The following is a 24,569-nucleotide window of genomic DNA, read 5'->3' as shown; positions in this document are numbered from 1 at the left end:
GCGTAGATGGCGATATATAAGTAGTGTTTCGACAGCCATGCGTCTGTTACAAGATTAGATATGTAACGTTAGCGTCCCGAACGGTCCGGAGAGGTCGGCAGTTGCGAGAACCGGCTAGCGGTCGACCGACTCGCAATCCGGCCGTTCGCACTAATCGGTCGATAGGAGAGGCCTCGGACGAACCTTCTGGAATACTGACAGAATCTAGGGCGGAGCGAACAGAGAATCGAATTCGGGTTTAGGTATTTCCTTGTAGCGTAATTCTACAACTCGAAGTCGCATATTCGGTGTTTAAATTTCCCGAACTTTGTCTATTCGGCGAGTAACGCGGATGAGAATCTCTTTTCGGCCCGATTTCATCACCGACTCGATGCCGTCCGGTCGGCCTTCTGAGTCGGTATACCTGCGTCGAGCCCTCGATACAAGGTAGAGGCGAACTCCCGTGAACGTCGGCGGGCCTGAGACGCTATCGGTCGGCAAGGGTGCCTCTGAGAAATCGCCCGACGAGAGCACTTGGTGTCAGATTCACCGAGAGTCGGTCGTCTGTTCGCGCATCCGCTCTCTTCTCAAACTCGCGTAGCGGTACGGAGACGCTCCCGAACATTTCAAATCCTTATTCGACGGTGCTGATTCTAAAATTCCGAATTCTATCATTACAACCGAGGATAGAGATGCGCTGGTGGCGGGGAAACCGAGGTCAGAGCGGACGGAATCTATCTCGAGGCGTGGTCTATCCACCGGTCGCCTCAGCGACTCTCGTGGTCGGAAGCGCGTAACAGGAATCGAGAACGGAGGGGACGCTTCGCGAGTTCGGCGGCCGGGAATTCGGCGGACACCGGAGCGAATCGAGGCGTCCGAGTCGGGTGGGCGGGTGGCCGGTCCGTACTCGTTGGGTCGCGACGCATCGAAGATTTCGTCAGCGCGGTTGACGATGCCCCCGCGGACCGACTGCAGACCGGCACCGAGGGCGCGGTCAGATATCGTAGAGAGCGTTCGTGAGCGTCACCGGGGCGACCCCGTTACTCGTAGACGTGGACGCTCCCCGTCTTGTTGTCCTCGATGTAGTCCCAGTCGTACTCGACGCCGAGGCCGGGACCCTCGGGGACGGGGACGGTTCCGTCCGCGGAGACGGTCTCCAGTTCGTCGGAGTAGTCTCCGAGGTACACCGGCGGGACGGTGTTCCCGCAGTCGGGGTGGACGAGTGAGACCTCGTAGTAGTTCGTGTTCCGCGTCGCGGCCATGCAGTGTCTGGACGCCGGTCCGGGGGCGTGGAACTCGACGTCGAGACCGAATCCTTCGGCGACCTTCGCGATTTTCATCGCGCCCGTGATGCCGCCGTCGTACTCGGGGTCCGCGCGGACGAGGTCGGTCGCGCCGTTGGCGATGAAGTCGCTGTGCAGTTCGAGTCCGCGGACGTGTTCGGTCTGCAGCACCGGCGTGTCGAGTTCCTCGCAGAGACGCTCGTGGGCGTGCATGGAGATACCGCCGTCTCGGTAGGGGTCCTCGTACCAGAGGTACTCCTCCTCGTCGAGCGCTCGGCCGACCTTCAGCGCGTCGAGGTAGGTCTCGTACTCGCAGGCCGGGTCGAGCATGAGGTCCATCTCCTCGCCGACGCGTTCGCCGACGGCGTACACCATCTCGATTTCGCGGTCGATGTCGCGGTCGGCGTCCGAACCGCCCCAACTGTGTATCTTGTACGCCGGGTAGCCGATGTCCCGACACGTCTCGGCGAAGTCGGCGAACGCCTCCGGAGAGTCGAGGCCGCCGTTCGTGTCGCCGAAGTACGTCGACGCGTACGCCGGCAACTCGGTCCGGTAGGTGCCGAGCAGTTCGTGGACGGGGGCGTCGTAGTACTTCCCGGCGAGGTCCCAGAGGGCGATGTCGATGGGACCGATGCCCATGCGGTCGTACTTCCGCAGAGCGCGTTTAATCTCGCTCCAGTGCCGTTCGCGGTCCAGCGGGTTCTTCCCGACGAGGTAGTCGCCGAACAGGTTGATCTGCGCCGCGCCCGGCGAACTCCCGCCGACGTACGTCCCCGTGACGCCTTCGTTCGTGTGTACTTTTATCGCGAACAGTTTTCGGTCGAGCGTGCTTCCGGGGTCGTACACCGGGTTGAATCCGTGGCCGTCCGTTCCCACGTCTTCGAGCGGATAGCTGAACTCGGTCGACTCTATCCGAGTGATTTCGAGCGACATGATTTCGCTATCGAAACGGCGACGTATATGTCTTTTCGGCCGTGAATTTTCGGCCGGAACCGGGTCCGAACGCGCCGCCGACGATTGGCGACGCCCGCGAGCCGCGAGCGACCGCTATCGGACGACGTGGGCCGGCGTCTCGTCGTCGAGATACGCTTCGAGTTGCGAGGCGATGATGCGGGGGCCGCCGAGCACCGCGTCGCGGGTGGACCCGGCGACGTGCGGGGTCAAGACGACGCCGTCGAGATCGAACAGGGGATGGCCCTCCGGAATCGGCTCCTCCTCGAAGACGTCCAGCGCCGCGCCGGCGATGTCGTCCTCGGAGACGGCGTCGACGAGGGCGTCGGTGTCGACGAGGCCGCCGCGGGCGGTGTTGACGAGGTAGCCCGCCTCGTTCATCTGTGCGAACTCCTCGCGTCCGATCATCCCCTCGGTGTCCTCGGAGAGGCGGACGTGGAGGGTGACCGCGTCGGACTCGCCGAGCAGGGTGTCGAGGTCCGCGGGTTCGGGGCCGACCTCGCGTATCTCCTCGTCGTCGACGAACGGGTCGTAGACGAGGAGTTCGGGGTCGAAGCCGGCGAGTCGGCGGGCCACGCCGCGGCCGATGTGGCCGAACCCGACGATGCCGACGGTCGTCGTCCGCACGTCCGGCGGCAGCAGGTCGGGGTCGAACACCTGATTCCACTCTCCGTCCGAGAGTTCGGCGTGGTTGAACGGAATCTCGCGAAGCCGCGAGAGCAGCATCGAAACCGCGTAGTCCGCGACCGCGTCGCGGTTCCGCCCCGGTGCGTGGAGGACGGTCACGTCGTTGTCCGCGGCCGCGTCGAGGTCGACGTTCTCCGTGCCGCCGCGGGCCGCGGCGACGACGGAGAGGTCGGCGCTCTCGATGAGTTCGCGGGACACCGGCGCCTTGTGGACGACGAGGACGTCGGCGCCGTCGAGGTTCGCGGCGATGGCGTCGGTGTCGTAGTCCGCCGGACCGCGCGACTCCATGTCCATCGTGACGTTGCGGAACTCGGCCGGCGAGGCGTCGCCCATCCAGTCCATCCGCTCGAAGGTCATCCCGCGGGCCTCCAACGACCCGAGGGCTTCGTGCATGTACTCGCTCGGCTGCTGCGGGTCCCCGCAGAGTAGCACCTTCATCGGCTCACCGTTCCTGTGCGAGCGACTTGAGCGTTTCCCACGGCGATTCCATCGCGTCGCCCACCTCCGCGAACGCGTCGGCGACCGCCCGGTAGCGCGCCTCCGTTTCGGGGTCCGGGTCGTAGCGAACGGCGGTTCCGACCGCGCGGTCCACCGCCGCCTCGACGGTCGGATAGACGCCCGCGGCCACGCCGCCGCAGAGCGCCGCGCCGAGCGCCCCCGTCTCGCGCTCGGTCGGCACCGTCACCGGCAGCGTCGAGACGTCGGCGAACATCTGCGCCCACGCCTCGCTCTGCGCCCCGCCACCGGTCAGCCGAATCGCGTCCACGTCCGCCCCGATAGACTCGAGTGCGCTCGTCTGGGAGATAGCGATGCCCTCGTAGACCGCACGAAGCATGTGCGCGCTCGTGTGTTCGAGGCGGAGCCCGTAGAATCCGCCCGAACTGTTCGGGTGGTCCGTCGACCCCTTGAGGAACGGGTGGAACACCAGTCCGTCGGCGCCGGGGGACACGTCCGACACCGCCTCCTCGTAGACGACGTACGGCGAGACACCGCGCTCCCCGGCCTCCCGCCGCCAGTCGGCCCCGCAGTTCTCGACGAACCACTCGACGCAGGCCGCGCCGGACCGGAGCCCCTCGTACCGGAGCCACCGGTTCAGATATCGCCGCGGCAGGCCCGACTCGCCGTCCTCGGGGGCGTCGAGAACGGCGACGCTCTGCCCCCAGGTGCCGAGGATGAGCAGTCCGTCGCCGGGTTCGGTGACGCCCGCGCCGAGGGTGCAGGCGGCGACGTCGTGCAGCCCCGCGGCGACTGGGGTTCCCTCGGGGAGTCCGGTCCGCGCCGCGGCCGCGGCGGTGACCGTCCCGCATGGCTCGGTGCTCGGGACGACGGGCGGAAGCGCGTCGAACGCGTCTTCGATGTCGAGCGCCGAGAACACTTCCTCGTCGTACTCGGGCGTCGGCCCGTAGAACACGCTCGCCTCCGAGGGGTCCGTGGAGCGCTCGCCGGTGAGCCGGTGGGTGAGCACGTCCTTCGAGAACAACAGCGTCTCCAGTCGGTCGTACGCGGCCGGGTCGTGCTCGCGGAGCCACACGAGGAGGCTCAGCGGGTCGGCGCCGAACGGTTCCCACCCGAGGCGGTCGACGACCGTCTCTAGAACATCCGAATGGGACGCCTCGAGCGTATCGAGCGCGCGACTGTCGGTGGACTTGATGCCACAGACCGGCGCCCCGTCGGCGTCCAGTCCGTAGAGGCCGTGTCCGTGACCGGCGACGCCGACCCCGGCGACCGCACCGGTCGGGACACGCTCCGTGACCGCGGCGACCGCCTCGCAGACGACGTCCCACAGTCGGTCGTGGTCCTGTTCGTCGCGGCCGGACGCCGTCTCGACGGTCGGCGTCGACCGCGATGCGCTGGCGAGTTCCCCGCCGGCGCCGTCGAACGCCGTCACCGTGACGTTCGTGAGTCCGGCGTCGACGCCGACGAGGACGGTCCCGGGGTCGGGGTCGGAGTCGCGGCTGCTCATCGCTCCGAGCGCATCGTCTCGCCGGCGCTCCCGGTCAGTTCGCAGAGGTCGCCCATCACCGAGGCGATGCGGTCGCGGACGGCCCCAGACACGGCGTGCGGGTGGAAGTACGTCTTGTCCGGTTCCCAGTCGCTCTCGGCGAAGAACCCGGCCCGGTCGTCCTCGATGCCGTCGGGCGGTCGAACCGCGTCGGCGTGGTCGCGGTAGAAGTCCGCGCTCGTGCGCGCGAACTCGTACTGGTACCGGGTGTTCTTGTTGAACTTGCAGACGCCGGCGTCGAGCAGTTCCTCGATTCGCTCGTCCGGAAGCCCCGAGGCGCCGTGGACGACCAGCGGCGTCTCGTGACCGGCGTCGCGGAGCGCGTCGTCGATGTCGGCCGCGAGGTCGGGTCTGACGTCCAGGTCGCGGCCGGACGCGACGCCGTGCTGCGTGCCGATGGAGACGGCGAGCAGGTCGCAGCCGGTCCGGTCGACGAACTCGACGGCGTCCGCCGGGTCGGTGTAGAACGCCTCGTCGTCGGGGGTCTCCGTGGTCCCCTCGACGCCCGCGATGCGCCCGAGTTCGGCCTCGACGAGGACGTCGTCGCCGACTCGGTCGACGGCCTCGGCCGTCAGTTCGACGTTCCGCTCGAACGCCTCCGCCGACGCGTCGACCATGACCGAGTCGGGGACGCCGGAGTCGACCGCGGTCTCCAGAAAGCCGAAGCCGTCGGGGAGATGGACGTGGTCGACGTTGCAGAACGCGTCGACGCCGTGGCGCTCCGCGAGTCCGTCGAGCGCGGCGCCGAAGACGTCGAGACCGACGGCGGGGTCGCCGTCGCCGAAGAAGGCCGCCTCCTCTCTGCCGAGTTGCACGACCAGGTCCGAGTCGACGCTCGCGCTCCCCCGCAGGAGTCCGACGAGGACGTCGAAGTGAGTCACGTTGCTCGCGAAGAAGCCGTAGCTCCCCGCTCTGGCGCGCTCGTAGCAGTCCTCCAGCGCTGCGGTTGCGTTGTGCGGCATATCGGGCGTACGACGCCGCCCGGGATGATAGTTACTACTCACACCCGGGACCAACTATTATACTCGGGACGGTCCCTAGGGGAGATATGTACGAGACTATACTCGTCTCGGTGGACGAAAGCGAACTGTCGGAGCGGGTCGTCGAACAGGCGCTCGAGATAGCCGAGCGGTTCGACAGCGCGGTGCGCGCGATGCACGTCGTGGACGACCGGGGGTCGAGTCACGTCTCGAAGTCGGTGAACGAACTCGCTCGGGACGCGGACGAGCGTCGGGAGATGGACGAACGGAGGGAGGAGGCGGGCAGCGAACTCACCGAACGCGTCGCGAAGCGGGGCGCCGAACGCGGGGTGCCGGTCGAACAGGTCGTTCTGGTCGGCGACCCGGCGGAGACGATAACCGACTACGCGGCCGAGGAGGGCGTCGACCTCATCGTCCTCGGTGCGAAGGGGCGGAGCGCGGTCGGAAAGTTCCTCCTCGGCGACGTCGCCGGGAAAGTCGCGCGGCACGCCGAGACGCAGGTGCTGTTGGTCCGGGCCGACGAGGCCTGAGACCAGACACAACAAATATTATAATGGTTTAGCCGCACGGTCGAGTGAAGGCATGATATTGTCAAATCCGCTCATCCCGCTCGCGGTGGGCGTGGTGCTGGTCGTGTTCCTGCTCGTGTACCTGAATCTCCCGCCCTTCGTGGGACTGATTATTGCCGCGTTGGGCGTGGCCGTCATCTCGTCCGGCGTTCCGCTCAGCGAGGTGCCGGCGCAGGTGGCGCAGGCGTTCGGGGAGACGCTCATCGGCGTCGGCATCCCCATCCTCATGGCCGCGATAATCGGGAAGACGCTCATGGAAAGCGGGGCGGCCGCCCGCATCGTCCGCGCCGCGCTGTCGGTCACCGGACAGGAGCGCTCCGAGTACGCCATCCTCTCGAGCAGCTATCTCCTCTCCGTTCCGGTGTTCTTCGACAACGTGTTCTACCTGCTGGCCCCCCTCGGTAGAGCGATGAAGAGCCGGACCGGCGTGAAGTTCTCCCTCTACATGACCGTTCTCTGTGCGGGTGCCCTCGCGACGCACACGCTGGTGCCGCCGACTCCGGGTCCGCTCGCCGTCGCGAACTCGCTGGGAGTGAACTTGGGGCTCGCCATCCTCGTCGGCGGCGTGGTCGCGCTCCCGACGTCGCTGCTCGGCGGCGTCGTCTACGGGAAGGCGCTGAACGCCCGCGAGGAGTTCCCCCTCCGCGAGTCGATGGGCGTCTCCTCCGAGGAAGTCGAAGAGGAGATGAACGAGTCGGGAACGGGTCCGGGGCTCCTCGAATCGCTGACGCCCATCGTCCTCCCCCTCGTCCTCATCGGGTCGAACACCATCGCGGCCGCGGTGTACGCCGAAGGGGCGACGATTCGCGACGTCACGGCGTTCGCGGGCGACGCGACGCTCGCGCTGACGGCGGCCGCGATGTTCTCGACGTACACGTACTACCGGCTGGAAGTTCGCGACCTCGACGTGCTCAACGAAGAGTTGACGGGTGCGATCAAGAGCGGCGGGAACATCATCGCCATCACCGCCGCCGGCGGTGCGTTCGGTGCGATGCTCAACACGACCGGCGTGGGCGAGTACGTCGCGGGTATCGTCACCGGCTTCGGCTTCTCGCTGCTCGTGGCGGGGTGGCTCATCGCCGCCCTGATTCGCGTCGCTCAGGGCTCCGCCACCGTCGCGCTGCTGACGAGCGCGGAGATAATGGCGCCGCTCACGGGCGACCTCTCCGTCGGCGCCGTCTACCTGATGTTGGCCATCGGGGCCGGCGGCATGATCGCTCCGTGGTACAACGACAGCGGCTTCTGGATCGTCTCGGAGGTCGGCGGTCTGACGCAGACCGAGACGTTCAAGACGTACTCCGCGAGTGCGACGATAATGTCCGTGACGTGTATCTTGCTGTTGCTGCTGCTCTCCTCGGTCGTTCCGCTCGCGTAACTCCCTCCGGTCCGACGTTCTCGGGAGGGAGGCGCATCTCGTTTAGCGCTGGTAAACAGACTTATTTTCGCGGAGACCGTCGTCGCGACGCATGGAGACAGCGAACAACCCGGTTCGGGCGGTAGAGACGACGATTCGGGTGTTGGAGGCGCTCAAGGAACTGGACGGCGCGACGGTGACCGAACTCGCCGACCACCTCGACTCGACGAAGGGAACCGTCCACAACCACGTGAGTACGCTCGAACAGCACCGGTTCGTCGTCAAGGAGGAGGGGCGGTACAGGCTGAGCCTCCGATTTCTCATCTTCGGCGAGTACGTCCGGAACCACGACATCCTCTATCAGATCGGCGAGCCCGAGATCAAGGAACTGGTCGAGGAGACGGGCGAAATCGTCCACCTCTCGACCGAACAGCACGGTCTGAGCATGAAACTCTGTAAGCTTCTCGGCGACGACGCAGTCGGCGAGCGGTTCCACGCCGTCAAGCTTCAGCGACCCGACTACCTCCACTACACGGCCACGGGCAAAGCCATCCTCGCGTTCCTCCCGCGGTCGCGGGTCGAGCGCATCGTCGACGAGTACGGTCTCGCCGAACTGACGAGCAACACCATCACCGACCGTGCCGCCCTCTTCGACGAACTCGCGGCGACGCGGGAACGCGGATACTCGCTCAACGACCAAGAGGAGGTCGAGGGCATCCGCGCCGTCGGCGCGCCGGTCCGCGACGGAACCGGACGCGTCCTCGGCGCGGTGAGCGTCTCCGGACCCGTCAGCCGGATGCAAGAGGAGCGGTTTCGCGACACCCTCCCGGCGAAGGTGACGGAGACGACGAGCGTCGTCGAAGCCAACATCAATCTGACCGAGAGCATCGGCCGGTCGGGAGCCGAGTGACGCGGTTCGTTTAGCATCGCAAAACGGACCGGTGTCCGACCCCGAGTCCGAGTCTATAACGGTTTATTCGGTCGTTTCGCGGCCGATGCGAGCTGACTCCCCTCCGCTAACGAAAGGAGCGTCCGTCTGTGAAGCAATCGAGGCGGAAGTCTCCGACGCCGTCCCACGGGCGTCGCCGAGACACTGTTCCGGCGTATCAGTCCGATAGCGGGCTGAAAACGTGGTGTAAGGGGAGAGCGAATTAGCTCGACCAACCGGACGGAAGAACAGTTTCAGTTACGTTACTATTACTGTAATACATAGTCGAAGAGCGCTTGCTCTCTGTTTAGTAGTGGTAAACAAGTAGGCGAGGCGACGGCGCCGCCCGGTGAAGAACGGCCGTCAACGTCTATCAGCGAGACGGTGGTAGTCGACCACGCACGCCGACGAGTGAGTGGCTGACGTCCACGAATCCATCGGAGAGTCACTGCTGCGAGCGGATGCGCTCCCGAGATGGCGCGTTCACCCTCGGGGACGCCCGCTCCGAAGTGAGGGTACGGACACTCGCGTCCGTACCCGTCCCGACCCGAATCCGACCGCGTCGGTGCGGCGGGAGAGATACGGCTCTCGGTGCCCGCGAAGTCGTCCACGTTCCGATGAGTCGGATGGCGGTCTCACCCTCGTACTCCCACCTCGTACCGAACCGTTCTCCGCAACGGAGGTCTCTCTCGAGACGCGCTTACGTAGCTAGTTTAGGAACGTCCCTCGTTCGGACAGTCGAGAGTACCGCGCCTTAGATATCGGTGAGCTAGACAAACCTACCGTACCCCGATCAGCGAGTTTGCTTCGGATTGCGACTCCGAGGGTGCCGGCACCACCGTCTGCTAGCGGCGTGTCTACGCGCCGAGCGAGGATAACGCGTCGATTCGGTCAGCAGGGACGCACTAGACGCCACTCGAACCGAGCGTTCTACAGCAGAAAGCACTATCGTTAGAATACTCTCGTCGTATTTGCGTTCGTATTCTTACTATTCGTTTTCGAATTCCACTGAGGAGGTGGCGTCACGCGCGGGTTCCTCGGCGAGACGACGAAAGAGTACCGGGGTCATCCGACGCCGAATCGTCACCGTGCAGGTCGGCTCCCGAAGGTTCGCCTCCGGTTCCGACCGACGGGACGCCGTCGACCCCGCTCAGAGGTCGTTCGTCCCGGTTTCGGCTAGTCCACCGGGTCGGGGTGGCGTTCCGCGACCGTCCCGTAGAGCGGCCTCCCTTCACTTCCTCTCAGGTCGAACGCGAAGACGCGCTTCCAATCGCCTTTCGTGCTGACGGACCCAGTCCTCTCCTATCAGCGACGAGGGGAACGCGCCGAACGCCGTCTCGTCCGGTCCGTCGGTCCGACCGTAGGCGTACTCGCCTTCGACGTCGTCGAGAGTCTTCCGAGGTTACCGGCTCCACGAACGCGAACCGTTCGTTGGGACTCGCCGTCGTTCCGAGGCGGGAGCGACTCGGTAGAGGCTATCACCGGACGACCGTCACGGGTGCGGGTGACCGCCGCGCGACGGTCTCCGCGACGCTTCCGAGGAGCAGTCTCGACGCGCCGGACCGACCGTGGCTCCCCAGTATCACGAGGTCGACGTCGTGGTCGTCGACGTAGTCGAGAATCGCGTCCGCCGGTTCGTTCCGCTCGGCGACGCTCCCGAACAGGATCCGGGAGGTCCCCTCCCGGCCGTGGCTTCCCAGGAAGATCTCGTCGACGTCGTTCTCCTACTCGATGCCGTCGTCGTAACAGACGGCGACGAGTATCGCGGCGTCGTCAGTCGCCGACAGTTGGCATCCTCGTCCAACCAGCCATCTGCGAAGGTCGGCTCACAGGTACAGCACGTCCCGACTGTCGACCGCACCGAGGACGTCCGTGAGGTCGCGCGCCTCATGATCGGAAGCGACGCCAAGACGCTCCCCGTACTCGACGACGACCGTGTCGTCGGCGTCGTGACCGCCGATGCCGTCCTCAAGGCGGTCCGTCCGTTCCTCGACGCGGCGACTGTCGACGACGCCTACACGGCGGAATTGGTCAGCGCGACCCCGGAAACCACGATCGGAAAAGCGCTCAATACGCTTCGAGAGGCCGGTATCGCCCATCTCCCGGTCGTCGATGGGAACGCTCTCGTCGGCGTGTTGAGCCTGTACGACGTCATCGAGTTCACGACGCGAGGCGGCAGTAAGAGTCAGGGCGGGTCGTCGGGTGGTTCCGGTCGCCGCGGTGGCGGGCGACAGAACCGTGGTGGGTTCGGCGCGCGCGAGGGCGACGCCGACCGGATGCTCGACCTGCCGATACGGAACCTGATGTCCGATGCAGTCGTGACAATCGAGCGGAACGCACCGCTCGACGAGGTCGTCGAGACGATGTTCGATCGTGAGATCTCCTCGCTCGTCGTCACGGCCGACGACTCGGATGAGCCGGTCGGTATCATCACGAAAACAGATGTCATCGAGGCGCTCACCTGGGAACGCGAGGACCGGAACGCCGTCCAGGTGTTCGGACTCGACTTACTGGAGGGGATGGACTACGACGACGTCTCCGCGCTGATCGAGGAGATGACCTCGAAGTACGGAGAGATGAGCGTGATCAAAGCCAGCATTCAACTGCAGGAGCACAAGGAACGAAGCCGGGGTGTACCGCTGGTGCTGGCACGGATTCGGCTGGTCACCGACCGCGGATACTTCACGGCCGACGGGGAGGGGTTCGGTGCCACGCACGCCCTTCGACTCGCGGCGAACGGGGTTGAGCGCCAACTCCTCAAGGGGAAGACCTACGGCCAATCGAAGAAGCGTTCGGACGCTGAGGAGCAGGCACCGCTGTACGGCTGGTGGCTCGGCGGCTGATTCGGTTAGGTTACGGACGGGCACGTAACCGGCATCTCGAACGGTTACTACCCGTCGACGCAGCCCTGTGTTTCGCGCGACGCTAGCGAAGAACCGACGGAAAGTCCACTGAGACGAATCTCACCCTCTCGCTCGGGGGCGTGAGTAGACTACCCTGGTGAGAACTTTGACGCTCACGGTGTAACCCACATAATGAAAAACCCTCGAGATGTGAAAATGTCGTCCGTTCATGATGCTGACGGGTGACGTTCGAGTTATGCTACAACCGTATGTACTACAGATAAACGTTCCCGCGTTCCTCGAGGAGACGGTTGCGGAGATCGTCTCGTTTCTCCCCCGTCTGGTCGGGGCCCTCCTCGTTCTCCTGATCGGCTGGGTCCTCGGCGTCGCGGCCGCCAAGGTGGTCCGGAAGGTAGCGGACCGGGTCGAGATCGACCGGATGGTGCTTGAAACGCCGATCGGACGCATCTTGGGCGGAACCGAAGACGCCGTTTCGAACGCGTTCGGGACGCTCGCGAAGTGGTTCGTCTACGCGCTAGCGATTCTCGCCGCCGCGAACGTGCTCGCGATTTCGCTGCTGTCGGAGTGGATCTCGACGGCGGTCTCGTATCTCCCGGCGTTCGTCGCCGGACTGTTGGTGATCGTCCTCGGATTCGTCGTCGCGGACTTCATCGGCGACGCCATCATACGGACCCGGACGGCCACCCGTACCGGATACACCTCGTGGTTCGCGAAGGGGACGCGGATGTTCCTCTACTTCACCGCGATCGTGATCGGACTCGACACGATGGGCGTCGACGTCGGCATCCTGTTCGTCTTCGCCAACGCGTTAGCGTGGGGACTCGCCGCGGCCGTCGCAATCGGTGTCGGCGTCGCCGTGGGATGGGGTGGCCACACCTACGTCGCGGAGAACGTTGACCGCTGGATGGGACGCGCGTCCGCCGGGACGCCGGCACCGCACAACTCGCCGCAGGCCGACGGCGGTGAGGCAAGTGAGGCGAGTCGAACCTCGTCGGACATCCAGTCCGACGGCGGAGAGTAATACGTAGCTATCCGCCCCACCGGCATCTGGGGCGTCTCCGTTCGGATCACTATTTGATTGGCCTCTTCCTCCCGACTCTCATTCGATGTTACCGTACTACGCTGGGCCACGGCGCTTTGGCTGATCGGCCGGCAACGGCCACATGCGACGTTCGGTGAGTAACATCACCGCCAGCGACGTGGAGGCCCGGGTAACTCGGTTAATCAAAACAGGCGGCGGCAATCAAAATGATGCCAATTGAGGTGACAGGGGAACGGTAGTTTAGCTATCCTATGAAGATAAGCGACGTACTCGCCTCTCTCGAAGACGAACTCACGTTTCCGATTGACCACGAGTCGGTCATCAGACAGGTCGGAGCGGTCGAAATCGACGCCCCCGACGCACAGGAAACCGAGACTATCTCCACGATCATCGGTTCCGTCGGACAGGAGACGTACGCGTCGGCCGACGAGTTGTTCACGACCATCATCGGGAACGTGAACGACGAGTACATCGGACGCAAGTTCTACGACGACCGCGGCGGGAACTCCTCCGAAGCGGCGTTAGAACCCACGGACGAAGTCGACGTCTCGTTCTGAAGAGGTCGGAGGATGCGCATGCGGGACGGCTGAAAAGCCGCAGGTCGGAGGCGCTCGGAGCGCCGACGGAACTCGCGCGCCGGTCGAACCGGTCGGGTGCCGCCAGCCGTGTCTCTCACATAATCAAAAACCCGACCCGCGTGAAAACATCGGCTCTTCATACAGTCACAAAGCGAATGTGAAACAGATGTACGATTTAGTTTCGCTGCAGGCTTCGACTCTCGGATTCGCGATAGGTGGCCTGCTCGTACTGGTGCTGGCAGTGGTAACGGTCTGGCAGATGGTGCGGTTCGTCGACGCCTACGACAAGCAGGCGCTCACAGTGTTCGGCGAGTACCGCGGCCTGCTCGAACCAGGCATCAACTTCATCCCCCCGTTCGTGTCGCGCACGTACACGTTCGACATGCGGACGCAGACGATGGACGTCCCCCGACAAGAAGCGATCACGCGGGACAACTCGCCCGTGACGGCGGACGCCGTCGTCTATCTCCGCGTGATGGATGCGAAGAAGGCGTTCCTGGAGGTCGAGGACTACAAAACGGCCGTCTCGAACCTCGCCCAAACCACGCTCCGAGCGGTCCTCGGCGATATGGAACTCGACGACACGCTGAACAAACGCCAAGAAATAAACGCCCGTATCCGGAGGGAACTCGACGAACCGACCGACGAATGGGGAATCCGCGTCGAGTCCGTCGAAGTCCGAGAGGTCAATCCCAGCCAAGAGGTCCAACACGCGATGGAACAGCAGACCGGCGCGGAGCGGAGACGACGGGCCACGATCCTCGAAGCGCAGGGGGAGCGCCGGAGCGCAGTCGAACAGGCCGAAGGGGACAAGCAGTCGAACATCATCCGCGCGCAGGGCGAAAAACAGAGCCAGATCCTCGAGGCACAGGGTGACGCGATTTCGACCGTTCTGAGAGCCAAGTCCGCGGAGTCGATGGGCGAACGCGCGATTATCGACAAAGGGATGGACACGCTCGAAGCCATCGGTCGAGGGGAATCGACGACGTTCGTCCTCCCGCAGGAACTCACTTCGCTGGTCGGACGCTACGGCAAACACCTCACGGGGAGCGACGTCGCGACCGACGGGCGGCGGTTGGACAGTCTGCAGTTCGACGAGGAGACGCGCGAACTGATCGGACTCGACAACATCAAGGAGATTCTCGGCGAAATAGAGGAAGCAGCCGAGATGAACGTCGAAGAGTTGGAACAACAGGCCAAGGCGGTCAAGGACGGTGAATCGAATGCGAAGAACGCCCCCGTTCGGGAGAAGAACTCCTAAACGCGACACTCAGTGGGTGTCGAGAAAGGACCGAGACGACGACGGTTACCGATGTATCAGTCCCAGCACCCGGCTTCGGACGTCGTCGGCGGAGTCGTACGTTTGGTTATCGGTCGGAGCGAGCACTTCTTCGAGTGACTTCGTCCCGCTTTGGGCTTCGACCTCGTAGTCGCCGTACGCCTCGACCAACTCGTCCGTCGTGATCGGATAGGTCTGGGATTCGAGTGCTTCGTCGAGGCCCCCGAGCCGCCCCTTGGGGTCACCGCTCATCGCGCGATCTTCGCGGGTGCGGTCGCGTACGTCTTCTCGTTTCCGCTCCGACTGCTCTTGCTGGTCGTCGTTTACGTTCTCGTCTGGCATCCTTCGTCAAGATAGGCGTTCGATTCGGATAACTGTGCGGACGTTCGTCGGCGCGAAAATCTCGGGTACGGACAAACGACGCGGTCGATTCGTCGAAACCGAGACGAACGCCGAGGAGGCCATCCAGAGCGACACTATTGAGAGCGAGTTCCACGAGAACGACATCCTTCGAACGTGTATCAATCGACGGCGGGTGCTCAAGAGTGAAGTTCGACAGACCCAGATCGGGTGGTACGCCTGTCGAGACCGCACTCGTCGATAGTGAGACTCTCGACGGTGACGTAAGCCCCGTCAGTGCGACCGAAAACGAAGCGGAATTCGCAGAAGCGGAAACAGAGCACGCCGGAGAGGTTCGAAGGGAGGTCACGGAAAACGATGAAGGGCGCAAGTACGAGGAACGCGGTAACGGCCGCGAGTGTTCTCACGCCGGTTGGTCAGTCCGTCACCCGGAATGCCGCCGGGGAATCCTCGAACGCGCCGTCGATGAAGACCGTTACCCGTCCGTTCTCCTCGCTGAGTGTGACCGCAGCGATCACCTCTTCGCGGACCGAGGTCTCCAGCGCACTCATGTGACGGGTACCCATCCACTCTGCATAGGGAAGGTCGTTAATCCGCCGATATTCGTCCGCAGAGAGTTGCTTTACTCGGACCATCTCCTCTCTGATCGTACCGTCGTTGCGAACGACGACTGCACCGTCGCAGGACAACGCGACCTTCTGTGCGGTTTCGAGAAACACGTCGGTCTCGGCGAAGACGCTTCCGCAGTCCTCAACCGGCCAGCGGTTCGTCCCCATCGGAGCCGCGAACTCGGCCATGGAATCACGTTCGACGACGAAGTAGAGGCCGGGTCCACGAGCGTAGGGGTCGTCCCACCGTTCGAACCCGTGACTGATCTCTCCAACGCATTTCTCGATCCGTTCGAGCACTGCGTCGATATCTGTACTAGTAGATTTCAGCTCTGATGCGACAGAGCTAGGGGATAGCTCACTCATCTCAGTAGTGCCGTGTAGGACTGACACGGTGATAGTAGCGCTGGATTTCCAAATGAGATTCTGTTTTGAGTAACCGGGTGAACGCACCCTCCGGGTCTCCCTTACCCGAACCCCGTCGTCGGCGGACGCGCACGCCGCGCAGTTGCGGAGAGATTCACTCGGGTAATCAGTACAACGCGTGTGATGAAAACGTTGCTCCTTGAAGAGGGTCGAGTTCGAGTACCTTCGTACTCGATTCGAGGAACGAGCGACTCAGAGGACGAAATCTGCTGCGGTCGACGTCCAGCGCGGGCCCGAATCGACCATCTGCGTCTACCAAATACATGTCTATGAACGACCGCGAACCCCGCTCCGCAGAGCTTCCCGATTTCACGCTTTGTTGGGCGTTCGACGACGAGGACTCTCCAACCGAAGTGACGGTCTTCGATCCGGAACGCGAACCCACGACACACTGGATTACCATCGAAAAAGAGTACGTACGGGACCTCGGGAGCATCGCTTGACGATTCCGAAGAAGGTGGTCGGAGTCTTCGAAGGACCATTAGGGACCGCGCGAAGAGGGCGCACTCCTCGACAGATATCTATCCACCCGACTCCGTTCGGTGAGGAACCGAACGCCGTCAGCCTTCGTAGTTCACCGCTGGCGTAAGAAATCGACCGCTCTCCGAGTGTGGAACCGGGTCGAGCGACACTTCCCTCGGCCATATCCGGACCGACCAGTGACTCACATAATAAAAAAAGCGGCTTGGTGTGAAGAAGTTATCCGTTTATGAGATGAGTAGTCGATACGTCAACTATGAAGGGACAAGACCTCGACGATTGTCTGCAACTCGTCGCTGATCGTCACCGGCGACGGCTCATTCAGCAGTTACGGCACGAAACCGCTGGTAAAACGGTAACCGACGACCTCGTAGATCGAATACACGGTGACGAACTGCAGTCCGACGACCGAAGTATGGACCGAGAACAACTCACAATCCATCTCTCCCACATCTCACTGCCGAAGTTAGCGGAGCAGGGTGTCGTCGAATACGATCGCGAACGCGGAATCGTCCGGTATCAGCCCGACAATCGGGTTGAGTCGATACTGGACTCACTACCCGCCGACAGACCGGTAACCGGGAAGCACGTCTGAGGCGACTACATCGAACGTCTCGTAGCGCGAGAGTTCGTCGTCTGCACGCGCGGAGAACTACTACGACCCGTTCGATAGTAGTCGAAGCGGCACTAGATATCACGATGATCATCTGAGCGGAGCAGAGGCGTCGGTTGGACACCGACGTCGGACCATCAGAGGGTCGTATCACGTCCTCCCGGCGATTCCCGTCATGACTTGAGTGACAATACCTATCCGTACCGGGGGTGAATTACCAGACAATCACTGGGGATACCCCGTGAGGTTGGGACACATGAATACTACTGACAGTTTGGACGAAGCGATCGAAGTCCTCCAACAACTCGGCTTGAAAGAATACGAGGCGCGCTGCTTCGTCGGCTTGTCTCGCCTCCACGCGGGAACGGCAAAGCAGTTGAGCGAGACGACAGAGGTTCCCCGAACGCGGGTGTACGATGCGATTCGGGTGCTGGAGGCGCAAGGCTTAGTCGAGATCCAACATTCGAGCCCGCAGCAGTTCCGGGCTGTTCCGCTCGACGAGGCGACGGAAACCCTGCGCGACCAGTACGAGACCCGCGTCGAGCGACTCCACGATGCGCTGGATACGATCGGAATCGTCGACGAAGACGACGAGACGCCCGTCCAGCAGGTCTGGGCGATGTCCGGGCGAGACGGGATAGAAAATCGGACGAATCAGCTCATCAAGGAGGCGTCCGAGGAGATCGTTCTGGTCGTCGGCGACGAGTCACTCTTGACGAAGGATCTCGTTGCCAGCCTCAACGACGTTGGCAACGGAGTCGACCTTCTCATCGGGGCGCTGACGGAGTCGCTACAAGACCAAATTCAAACGGCAGTACCGGACGCCACGACGTTCATCTCTGGCTTAGAGTGGTTACACGGCGAACACGCTACTGAAAGCGAGACGGCTATCGGCCGACTTCTTCTGACGGACCGGTCGACGATCCTCGTGAGTTCGATCATGCCCGGCAGCAAAGAGGAACAAGCGATTTTCGGCGAAGGGTTCGGGAACGGCCTCGTCGTAATCGCCCGGCGACTCATGGCTCAAGGGTTGTTGACCGTTCATGATCCCAAGCAGTAAGCCGCAGAGACGCAGTCATCGGCTCACCTGTCTGTCGGTAGGTTCTGGATCAGATTCGTCGTAGAGACGGTCTTCGAGCGGTTGAACAGTGAGATACTCACCGTTGTCGACCGTGACGCGGCAACCGCTGTAGACGAACGAAACGCGTCCACCCGTTCGAGCTGCTCCGCCGTACTGCGGGGCACACAACACATCTAACGCATCCGGGTCGAGAACGTCCGTCAGCGTTCGGAGGGAGCACGGTTTGCGACCTTCGACTGCGCTCACCGTGCGTACAACGGCCATACTGATGGATTCACCGCCCTCGATCTCGTACTCCACAGTGCTACGTGGTGCTGGGCAGTGAAAACCCGTGGAGTTTCTCACCCGTTTTATCACAACAAGTGTCCGGGATCGGTGGGAACTTGACGCGCGTAGTATAGATTCCCGGTTGGCTTGGGCTCTGACCCGCACGCGGGACAGCGATTGACCGTCGCCCGACCGCGGTACTACGGCTCGCGTCGGCTGGAAACCCCGACCGACTCGCTGTTGTTGTCACCCTGTTAAACACACCGCCTTAGAAACGAGTATCACGTTACAAGTATATTCCTGTAATGAATTCTGTTCATCGTGGGTCGGAGCTCCGGTGTCCGTTCCTGTTCCAACGCAGCGACCACGGCTCGTAACGCTCCGATGACGCCTCACGGAACCGTCTGCCCCGAGCCGTGGTCGCACTCTCGCATCCTGATTGGGGATACTCTGCTTTACATCGCTTCGCGTCCTATCGTGGGTTATGTCTATCGACACTGCGATGCAGCGTATCAGCGAGGCCGAGTCGAAAGAGGGCCTGCGCGACGACGACCGAGGCGACCAGTACGAGGCCTACGAACGGACGTTCCGGGCGCTCGAGGACATCACCCCGGACGACGACGACGAGGGGGTGGCGGTGGTGACCGGCTGGATCGTCGAACAGATGCGGTCGACGGGTGAGCGACCGAGCTCCCGAGCGGTCCGTCAACGGGGCCGGAAGTTCTGTCAGAAGAGCGGTTACGAAGTCAGCGACAACGACTGGCTCGGGGCGTGAGTTCCGAGTTCTGTATCCCGGATAGCTCGTTCGACGGCGGCCGACCGGACGACCTAGCCAGCGCTCTGCGTCGCATCCCCGTGAATCACCCGGCTCGGGACCTATTCGACCGATTCAGACGCCTACCGGGGAGTCGAGTCGCCCGAGATTCCCTGGAGCACTCGCCGGAGCAATGGAGGCGTCATCGCCGACGTCAGGACCGCCACGGCGATGACGACCGTGTACATCCGAGTGCTCAGAATTCCCAACTCCAACCCGACCGTCGCGACGACGATTTCGATGGCCCCACGGGCGTTCAGTCCGATTCCCATCCCGACCGCCTCCGGTCCGTCGTACCCGAGCCACGAGGCCGCGAGGGACACGCCCCCGATCTTTCCGACCGTCGCGATGACCAGCGTCGCCGTGCCGACGACGGCGACCGTCGGATCGAATAGCAGCCCCAAGTCGGCGTTCAGGCCGGCGACGCCGAAGAACAGGGGCGCGAACACGCCCAACGTCATCTGTTCGAACGTTGCCCGCGCCCGGTCGGGGATGCCGCCGGCCCGGGCAAACAACAGTCCGACCGCGAACGCGCCCAGCGCCGGTTCGATGCCGGCGGCGTACGTGAGCGCGCTCCCCCCGACCGCCGCGGCGACCAGGATGACGAGGTGCCCCCGGCCGTCGGCGTCGTCGAGACGCGCGAGGATTGCGTCGACGACGCGCTGACCCAAAAAGACCGCTCCGAGAAGGAAGCCCGAGAGCGTGAGAACTACGACACCGACCGCCCGGAGGTCGAGCCGGCCGACGCGGGCGACCCCGACCACGACGCTTAGCAGAAGCCACCCGACCACGTCGGTGTACATCGCCGTCGCCACCGTCCGCTGGCCGAACGTACTGTCGAACGCCTCGAGGTCGATGAGGATGCGGACGATCACAGGAATCGCGGAGATACACAGCGACGTCGCGAGAAAGAGTGCGAATACCAGTCGAGGCGTCGTATCGGTCAGGAGAAACGCCGGAATAACCAACCCGAACGCGAGACCGAACGCAAACGGGACGGCGACGCCGACGGAGCCGATGGTGATGACGTCGCGGGCGTACGACCGAACGAGTTCGACGTCGGTCTCGAGGCCGGCCAGTGTCAAGAGTAACACCAGCCCGAGCAGCGAGAGGTCGCTCAACAACGTGGACGCGACCGCCGGGGCCAGCGGGTCGTACATCGAAGGAAGAAGACGACCGAACACCGAGGGACCGAGGACGAATCCGGTCCCGAGTTCGCCGACGACGCGGGTGAGTCCGAGCCGCTCGGTCACGCTCCCGAGAGCCCGCGCGACGACCAGCAACAGCGCTACCAAGACGAGAAACTGCGGCGTCGTTCCGAGCGCGGTGGCCGACGACATGAGTGTTCCCGGTACCGGTTCACGAGTCGCCGGCGGAGCAGATAGTTCCTTTGGGACCGTCTCCGCGTAGAGACGCCAATGACGGTCAGCCAGTCGCCGTCGAACGGGACCCGCTCGGGTGATTGGTCCGAGCGGCCACGTCGTGGTCCCGTTCGAGTGTCTGCTTAGCCCGACCGTTCCTCGGGTTCTCCGTCCGCGAGGTCGACGACCGCCTGCCGACGGAGAGCGCGTTCGAGGAACTCCCGGGGCAGCGATGCGATATCTCCGGTCTGCACCCGCCAGAAGTTCGCGAACAGCCCGTCGGTCCCGAGTAGCACCTCGTGGGTGCCGGTTGGGGCCTAATCCTGTGTGTGACGGATGAACTCGTCGAGTTCTCTTTCGATGAGTGTCGCGACGCGCTCACTGTACTTCCAGAGTGCAGCGTTGAGTCGCTCTTCGGTTTCGTCGTCAAGATCGTCGGCCCCACGAAGGACGGAGTCTTTGGTGATCTGTGGGTGGTACACGCAGACTACTCCGAGAGAGGTATCCGAACTCGAGGTCCCAGCCGTGTGGATTCCGTACTGATCGGTCCCCCAGACGCCATCGCCACCCTCTCGCTCCAGTTCCGAGTCGAGCGCATCGAGCAGTCGAACCTCGTCCCGGGAGAGGACGGGATTGTCACCTTCGAACAGTTCAGCGTACGCCTCCATTCGGGCACGTTTCGTCCACTGATCCAACTGAGAGCGCGCCCGTAGTACGAGCTGTCGTTCGTCTGTAAACTCGGCCATGATCCTATGTGAACTGCTGAGGCAATCAACGTTCGCACGGTGGCTTCGATCCTTCGCTCACGTCGTTGATTCTCTGCCAGTCGCTCAGGTAGTCGTGAGACTCGATTCCGTTTTAGGGAGGTAGCTCCTCACGTCGGGCTTCCGGGTCGTCAGGGGCGTCGCGCCTACCCGTTGTTGGTTAACTTCCCGACTCTATTGTTGGTTAAACCTACCGGCGAATCGGGGAGCGTCGGCGTGTCTAACACACCACTTTTCACGGGATCTAATTTCTTGAGAGGGGTAGTAACCTCGATCTAGCTTGGGACTCCGTTGACTTGAGCATCGCCGGCCCGACGTTGATCCGGGAGCGGTACGCACTGTCGGTGGCCCCCTTTTCGGGACGCGTGGGATCGAGAGGGAGTAGCCGCTAGTGAACGATTCGGCGAGTGCCTCTCGGGTCGGGAGGTCGATTCCAAGTTGGTCGTCGAGGGAGACGATGCGTTTGGTCGCGACACCGCTGTCGAGACGGTCAAGATACTCACCGACAGTTCACCAACAGCCCTGCTCGTCGGCGGCAACCATCATCGCCGCGGGTTCGCGAATCCCGCCACAGGATTCGGGAGGGTCCGAACAGTCGACGTGCGTCTTCTCCAGGGCAGTAGCCACCGCGACCCGGGCCGACAATCTACTGCAGAACCAGCCAACAGGAAGAGTGAGGGGCGTATCGGGGGGATAGACGTGGGGGGTACTCCTCAGAAGTAGATAAGCGACCCCAGCGCAGATACTTCTCGTTATTCGCACCCGAAAATAACTGTCTCGCCTGCACCTATCTTCGGATCGCAGTCGAGCTTGATTACGATAGCGGGCCAGTTCGTCGCGACGGTCCTGATTGGCGGCCACTCCGATAACCGCCCTTGATTAGTTATGGGATCCGAACCGATTGGCGTTCGCGACGAGGGGCCCTAACTCCGAGTCGGTCTCGAACAAGCATATCTGGGGGAGGCACGTCTCGTCGAGGCCCAGGAAGCCGGGGATGCAGACGAACGGGGTACACAGCTCCGGGATATCAAACCGGACCTCGAAGCGCACCGGGTCGTAGACGACATCGAGTTCGTCCAGGTCGAACCGGTCGGGTCGGAGCTCGACGGTCCCCTCCTCCAGTCTGACGCCCAGTTCGTACGCTACCTCGAACCCGCCCTCCCCGAACGTCCCCTCGATCCCGACGGCGACGTTCTCTTGGACAGCCTGCAGCTGTTCGTTCAGGCCGTCCTCCGAGACGGCGACGGTCAGCTGGCTCACTGTCCGTCTCCCGTGATGTTGAGGTCGACATACACTTCGAGCCGGTCGTCCGCGAGGTTCGGATTGTCGGGAATCGCATCCGTCTCCGGGAAGCGGGCCGTCGGGTCCTCCGGCGTGAGCTCCGTCTTCAGGAGGTCGTTGTCGAGGACGCTCGCAACAGTGCTCTGGCTCATCTCCGAGACGCTCGGCAGGACGACGTGCCTGACGTAAAGGTCGACGTAGCACTCGATGCTGTTCTTCAGGCCGGTCGGAAGGTCGATCGCCGAGCCGTCGTCTCCCCCGCCGAGTTCGAGGTGGTCAAGTTCGAACGCGAACGCGTCCCTGTTTCCGTTCTCGTCCCCGTCGGTTCCGATGTCGACACCGCCGACGAGGAACGCGTGCAGCTCGAAGCGGTGCATCGTGACGTCCGGCTTCCTGATCAACTCCACGTCCGGCGGGGCGAGGACTCGCTGATCGCCGCCGACGAACCGGTCCCGCCCCGGTCCGGCGGGGAGGGAACCGAACTGCGCTACCGACGTCGACCCCGATGCTCGGCCGCCGTCAGCAAGCGGGCGTCCGCCCGTCAATCCGTCCATGGCCTCCCCGTGGTCAACCGACCGTTGACCGGGGGGCGTTTCGCCTCCTCGGGACTGGAGGACACTCAGAACGTTTCCCTCGAAGATCGACCGGTCACGGATCCGGCGTCTAAAATCTGGGGCAGCGTCCTTTGGACAGCCGAGCCCCACGGCGAACGCCACGTGCACGCCGAACTGCTGTGCCTCCAGCTCTCTACCCACGGGGAGCTCGAACTCGTCGCCGGGGTGGAAGTCGAACTCGAAAGCCGTCAGCTGCACGCAGTACTCCAGTTCGACGGGGCCGTCTGTCCCGGGCACGGGGATCCCCGACAGTTCGCTGACGCGAGGCTGGCCCCGTGCGACCTGTGCGTCCGACAACGGAACCGCCGGGTCGAGAAACTCGTCCGCGTACGCGGCGATGCCCGGCGTTGCGAAGGTGAACAGTGAGGGGCGCTGGCGGAACAGATGTCGAACGAATCGATTGATTCCCTCCTCGCCGACTGAGGCGTACAGATCCTGTCCCGCGGTTAATGCCACCACGTAATAAACACAACTATAGTATAATAATATATTTGATAGGAACCGGACTGTGGCACTGTCTAGTTAAGGAGCGAGCAGGTCGAAGAGCTAGTGTTTCATGCCACTCTCAGACCTGCTCAGACAGAGTTTAGACACGGCTACGCTTGAATGTTGGCAGCAGGAGCGGACGGCGACGTCCCAAACTCGCGAAGCGAGTTTGTGGGCCCGAAAGACGCATCGCGTCTTTCGAACGTTGACGAGACGCTTCACGTCTCGTTCGCACACCAGAACCCGAAGGGTTCTGGGGACGCCCGTCAGGGCGTTCGCCGTCCGTCTCCACGCTGCCGGTCTCTCGCTCAGAGAAACAGAGGCAATTCTGCACTTGATCGGCGTAGATCGCTCGTTTCAGGCAATTTTCCAGTGGGTTCATCGACTGGCTGACAGCGTCTCGGACCCGCCGACGTTCACGAGAGCTTCGCTCTCGTGCAGCCAACCAGAACGCGTCGCGTTCTCGTGACGGCGCAGCCGTCGCGGGTCGCCGTCGACGAAACCGCTGTCAAAATCAATGGCGAGTGGTCTTGGTTGTACGCTGCAATAGACATCGACACCAAGTTACTTCTCGACGTACAGCTGTTCAAAAGACATGGAACCGATCCGGCGGCTGCGTTCCTTCACGGAGTCGTCGAGAAACACAATTGCGAAGACACGGTGTTTCTGGTCGATCAATTCGGTTATCGGACTGCACTCTCTCGATTAGGGCTGAGCGGTCGGGTCGACTATACGGACCGAAATCTGATCGAAAAGTGGTTTCACACCCTCAAAATGCGAGTTGACCGCTTCCATAATTCGTGGGTGGGCAGTCGGCTGAGCGTCCGCCAGTGGCTTGCACTGTTCGCTCATTACTATAACGTTCAACGACCGCATCAAGCGCTCAATGGACGAACGCCGGCTGAAGAGGTTAACTAG

Annotated in this window: 23 protein-coding genes and 3 pseudogenes; 13 read left to right on the top strand and 13 right to left on the bottom strand. The window is 63.1% G+C overall.

The window, feature by feature from the left end:
* Positions 1–1,019 precede the first annotated feature (1,019 nt).
* The 4 genes from NDI79_RS14100 to fba all read right to left on the bottom strand — a co-directional run bounded on the left by NDI79_RS14100 (position 1,020) and on the right by fba (position 5,864).
* On the bottom strand, positions 1,020–2,195 hold the full coding sequence (locus NDI79_RS14100; protein WP_310929165.1) for an enolase C-terminal domain-like protein: 1,176 nt from the start codon (positions 2,193–2,195) through the stop codon (positions 1,020–1,022).
* Between the two features lie 114 nt (positions 2,196–2,309).
* Entirely contained in the window at positions 2,310–3,338 is a 1,029-nt protein-coding gene (locus NDI79_RS14095; RefSeq protein ID WP_310929164.1) for a 2-hydroxyacid dehydrogenase, read from the bottom strand.
* Between the two features lie 4 nt (positions 3,339–3,342).
* Complete coding sequence (locus NDI79_RS14090) at positions 3,343–4,863, bottom strand: FGGY-family carbohydrate kinase (RefSeq protein ID WP_310929163.1); 1,521 nt, start codon at positions 4,861–4,863, stop codon at positions 3,343–3,345.
* Complete coding sequence (gene fba, locus NDI79_RS14085) at positions 4,860–5,864, bottom strand: class II fructose-bisphosphate aldolase (protein ID WP_310929162.1); 1,005 nt, start codon at positions 5,862–5,864, stop codon at positions 4,860–4,862. The genes NDI79_RS14090 and fba overlap by 4 nt, the downstream gene beginning before the upstream one ends.
* 86 nt (positions 5,865–5,950) lie before the next feature.
* Here fba and NDI79_RS14080 point away from each other — a divergent pair, with 86 nt between their 5' ends.
* From NDI79_RS14080 to NDI79_RS14070, 3 genes are all read left to right on the top strand, one after another.
* Positions 5,951–6,412, top strand: coding sequence for a universal stress protein (locus tag NDI79_RS14080; protein ID WP_310929160.1), 462 nt, complete (start codon positions 5,951–5,953; stop codon positions 6,410–6,412).
* Positions 6,413–6,464: 52 nt separating this feature from the next.
* Positions 6,465–7,826, top strand: coding sequence for a GntP family permease (locus tag NDI79_RS14075; protein ID WP_310929159.1), 1,362 nt, complete (start codon positions 6,465–6,467; stop codon positions 7,824–7,826).
* A gap of 91 nt (positions 7,827–7,917) precedes the next feature.
* The gene (locus tag NDI79_RS14070; protein WP_310929158.1) at positions 7,918–8,715 is read left to right on the top strand and encodes an IclR family transcriptional regulator; all 798 of its coding nucleotides are present in this window, start codon (positions 7,918–7,920) and stop codon (positions 8,713–8,715) included.
* A 1,496-nt stretch (positions 8,716–10,211) separates the two neighbouring features.
* Here NDI79_RS14070 and NDI79_RS14065 read toward each other — a convergent pair.
* A pseudogene (locus tag NDI79_RS14065) lies at positions 10,212–10,421 on the bottom strand (universal stress protein); the annotation flags it as partial.
* Here NDI79_RS14065 and NDI79_RS14060 point away from each other — a divergent pair.
* The 4 genes from NDI79_RS14060 (at position 10,332) to NDI79_RS14045 (ending at position 14,478) form a co-directional block, all read left to right on the top strand.
* Positions 10,332–11,576: a CBS domain-containing protein gene (locus NDI79_RS14060; RefSeq protein WP_425499605.1), complete on the top strand. Its 1,245-nt coding sequence runs from the start codon at positions 10,332–10,334 to the stop codon at positions 11,574–11,576. The pseudogene NDI79_RS14065 and the gene NDI79_RS14060 sit on opposite strands and share 90 nt — an antisense overlap.
* 256 nt (positions 11,577–11,832) lie before the next feature.
* Entirely contained in the window at positions 11,833–12,618 is a 786-nt protein-coding gene (locus NDI79_RS14055; protein ID WP_310929157.1) for a mechanosensitive ion channel family protein, read from the top strand.
* Positions 12,619–12,890: 272 nt separating this feature from the next.
* A complete protein-coding gene (locus tag NDI79_RS14050; RefSeq protein ID WP_310929156.1) occupies positions 12,891–13,196 on the top strand; it encodes a DUF5789 family protein in 306 nt (101 codons plus the stop codon).
* 187 nt (positions 13,197–13,383) lie between these two features.
* Positions 13,384–14,478, top strand: a complete 1,095-nt coding sequence (locus NDI79_RS14045; RefSeq protein WP_310929155.1) for an SPFH domain-containing protein — start codon at positions 13,384–13,386, stop codon at positions 14,476–14,478.
* A gap of 45 nt (positions 14,479–14,523) precedes the next feature.
* On the opposite strand, the gene NDI79_RS14040 is transcribed toward NDI79_RS14045, so the two are convergent.
* Positions 14,524–14,838 (bottom strand): DUF5789 family protein, encoded by a 315-nt coding sequence (locus NDI79_RS14040; protein WP_310929154.1) that lies wholly within the window; start codon positions 14,836–14,838, stop codon positions 14,524–14,526.
* A 434-nt stretch (positions 14,839–15,272) separates the two neighbouring features.
* On the bottom strand, positions 15,273–15,764 hold the full coding sequence (locus NDI79_RS14035) for a diadenylate cyclase (RefSeq protein WP_310929153.1): 492 nt from the start codon (positions 15,762–15,764) through the stop codon (positions 15,273–15,275).
* Between the two features lie 395 nt (positions 15,765–16,159).
* Between NDI79_RS14035 and NDI79_RS14030 the strand changes: the two genes are divergently transcribed.
* From NDI79_RS14030 to NDI79_RS14020, 3 genes are all read left to right on the top strand, one after another.
* Complete coding sequence (locus tag NDI79_RS14030; protein WP_310929152.1) at positions 16,160–16,333, top strand: hypothetical protein; 174 nt, start codon at positions 16,160–16,162, stop codon at positions 16,331–16,333.
* A gap of 293 nt (positions 16,334–16,626) precedes the next feature.
* The gene (locus NDI79_RS14025; RefSeq protein WP_310929151.1) at positions 16,627–16,965 is read left to right on the top strand and encodes a DUF7344 domain-containing protein; all 339 of its coding nucleotides are present in this window, start codon (positions 16,627–16,629) and stop codon (positions 16,963–16,965) included.
* A gap of 274 nt (positions 16,966–17,239) precedes the next feature.
* On the top strand, positions 17,240–18,043 hold the full coding sequence (locus NDI79_RS14020) for a TrmB family transcriptional regulator (protein ID WP_310929304.1): 804 nt from the start codon (positions 17,240–17,242) through the stop codon (positions 18,041–18,043).
* Positions 18,044–18,058: 15 nt separating this feature from the next.
* Here NDI79_RS14020 and NDI79_RS14015 read toward each other — a convergent pair whose 3' ends face one another.
* Positions 18,059–18,364, bottom strand: coding sequence for a HalOD1 output domain-containing protein (locus tag NDI79_RS14015; RefSeq protein ID WP_310929150.1), 306 nt, complete (start codon positions 18,362–18,364; stop codon positions 18,059–18,061).
* A gap of 451 nt (positions 18,365–18,815) precedes the next feature.
* Here NDI79_RS14015 and NDI79_RS14010 point away from each other — a divergent pair, with 451 nt between their 5' ends.
* Positions 18,816–19,106: a hypothetical protein gene (locus NDI79_RS14010; protein ID WP_310929149.1), complete on the top strand. Its 291-nt coding sequence runs from the start codon at positions 18,816–18,818 to the stop codon at positions 19,104–19,106.
* Between the two features lie 122 nt (positions 19,107–19,228).
* Here NDI79_RS14010 and NDI79_RS14005 read toward each other — a convergent pair whose 3' ends face one another.
* The 5 genes from NDI79_RS14005 to NDI79_RS13985 form a co-directional block, all read right to left on the bottom strand.
* Positions 19,229–20,485 carry a cation:proton antiporter gene (locus tag NDI79_RS14005; protein WP_310929148.1) on the bottom strand — a complete coding sequence of 419 codons (1,257 nt, stop codon included), beginning with the start codon at positions 20,483–20,485 and terminating at the stop codon, positions 19,229–19,231.
* A 164-nt stretch (positions 20,486–20,649) separates the two neighbouring features.
* On the bottom strand, positions 20,650–20,802 hold the full coding sequence (locus NDI79_RS14000; protein ID WP_310929147.1) for a hypothetical protein: 153 nt from the start codon (positions 20,800–20,802) through the stop codon (positions 20,650–20,652).
* A 21-nt stretch (positions 20,803–20,823) separates the two neighbouring features.
* Positions 20,824–21,252, bottom strand: a complete 429-nt coding sequence (locus NDI79_RS13995) for a DUF7539 family protein (RefSeq protein WP_310929146.1) — start codon at positions 21,250–21,252, stop codon at positions 20,824–20,826.
* Between the two features lie 897 nt (positions 21,253–22,149).
* On the bottom strand, positions 22,150–22,530 hold the full coding sequence (locus NDI79_RS13990) for a hypothetical protein (RefSeq protein ID WP_310929144.1): 381 nt from the start codon (positions 22,528–22,530) through the stop codon (positions 22,150–22,152).
* On the bottom strand, positions 22,527–23,624 hold the full coding sequence (locus NDI79_RS13985; RefSeq protein ID WP_310929143.1) for a hypothetical protein: 1,098 nt from the start codon (positions 23,622–23,624) through the stop codon (positions 22,527–22,529). The genes NDI79_RS13990 and NDI79_RS13985 overlap by 4 nt, the downstream gene beginning before the upstream one ends.
* A gap of 97 nt (positions 23,625–23,721) precedes the next feature.
* Here NDI79_RS13985 and NDI79_RS23590 point away from each other — a divergent pair.
* Positions 23,722–23,796, top strand: a pseudogene (locus tag NDI79_RS23590) (IS6 family transposase); the annotation flags it as partial.
* 60 nt (positions 23,797–23,856) lie between these two features.
* A pseudogene (locus tag NDI79_RS13980) lies at positions 23,857–24,569 on the top strand (IS6 family transposase).

The organism is Halogeometricum sp. S3BR5-2 (genome assembly GCF_031624635.1).
In the GTDB taxonomy this organism is placed as follows: Archaea; Halobacteriota; Halobacteria; order Halobacteriales; family Haloferacaceae; genus Halogeometricum; species Halogeometricum luteum.
This window is presented reverse-complemented; position numbering and strand designations above follow the sequence as displayed.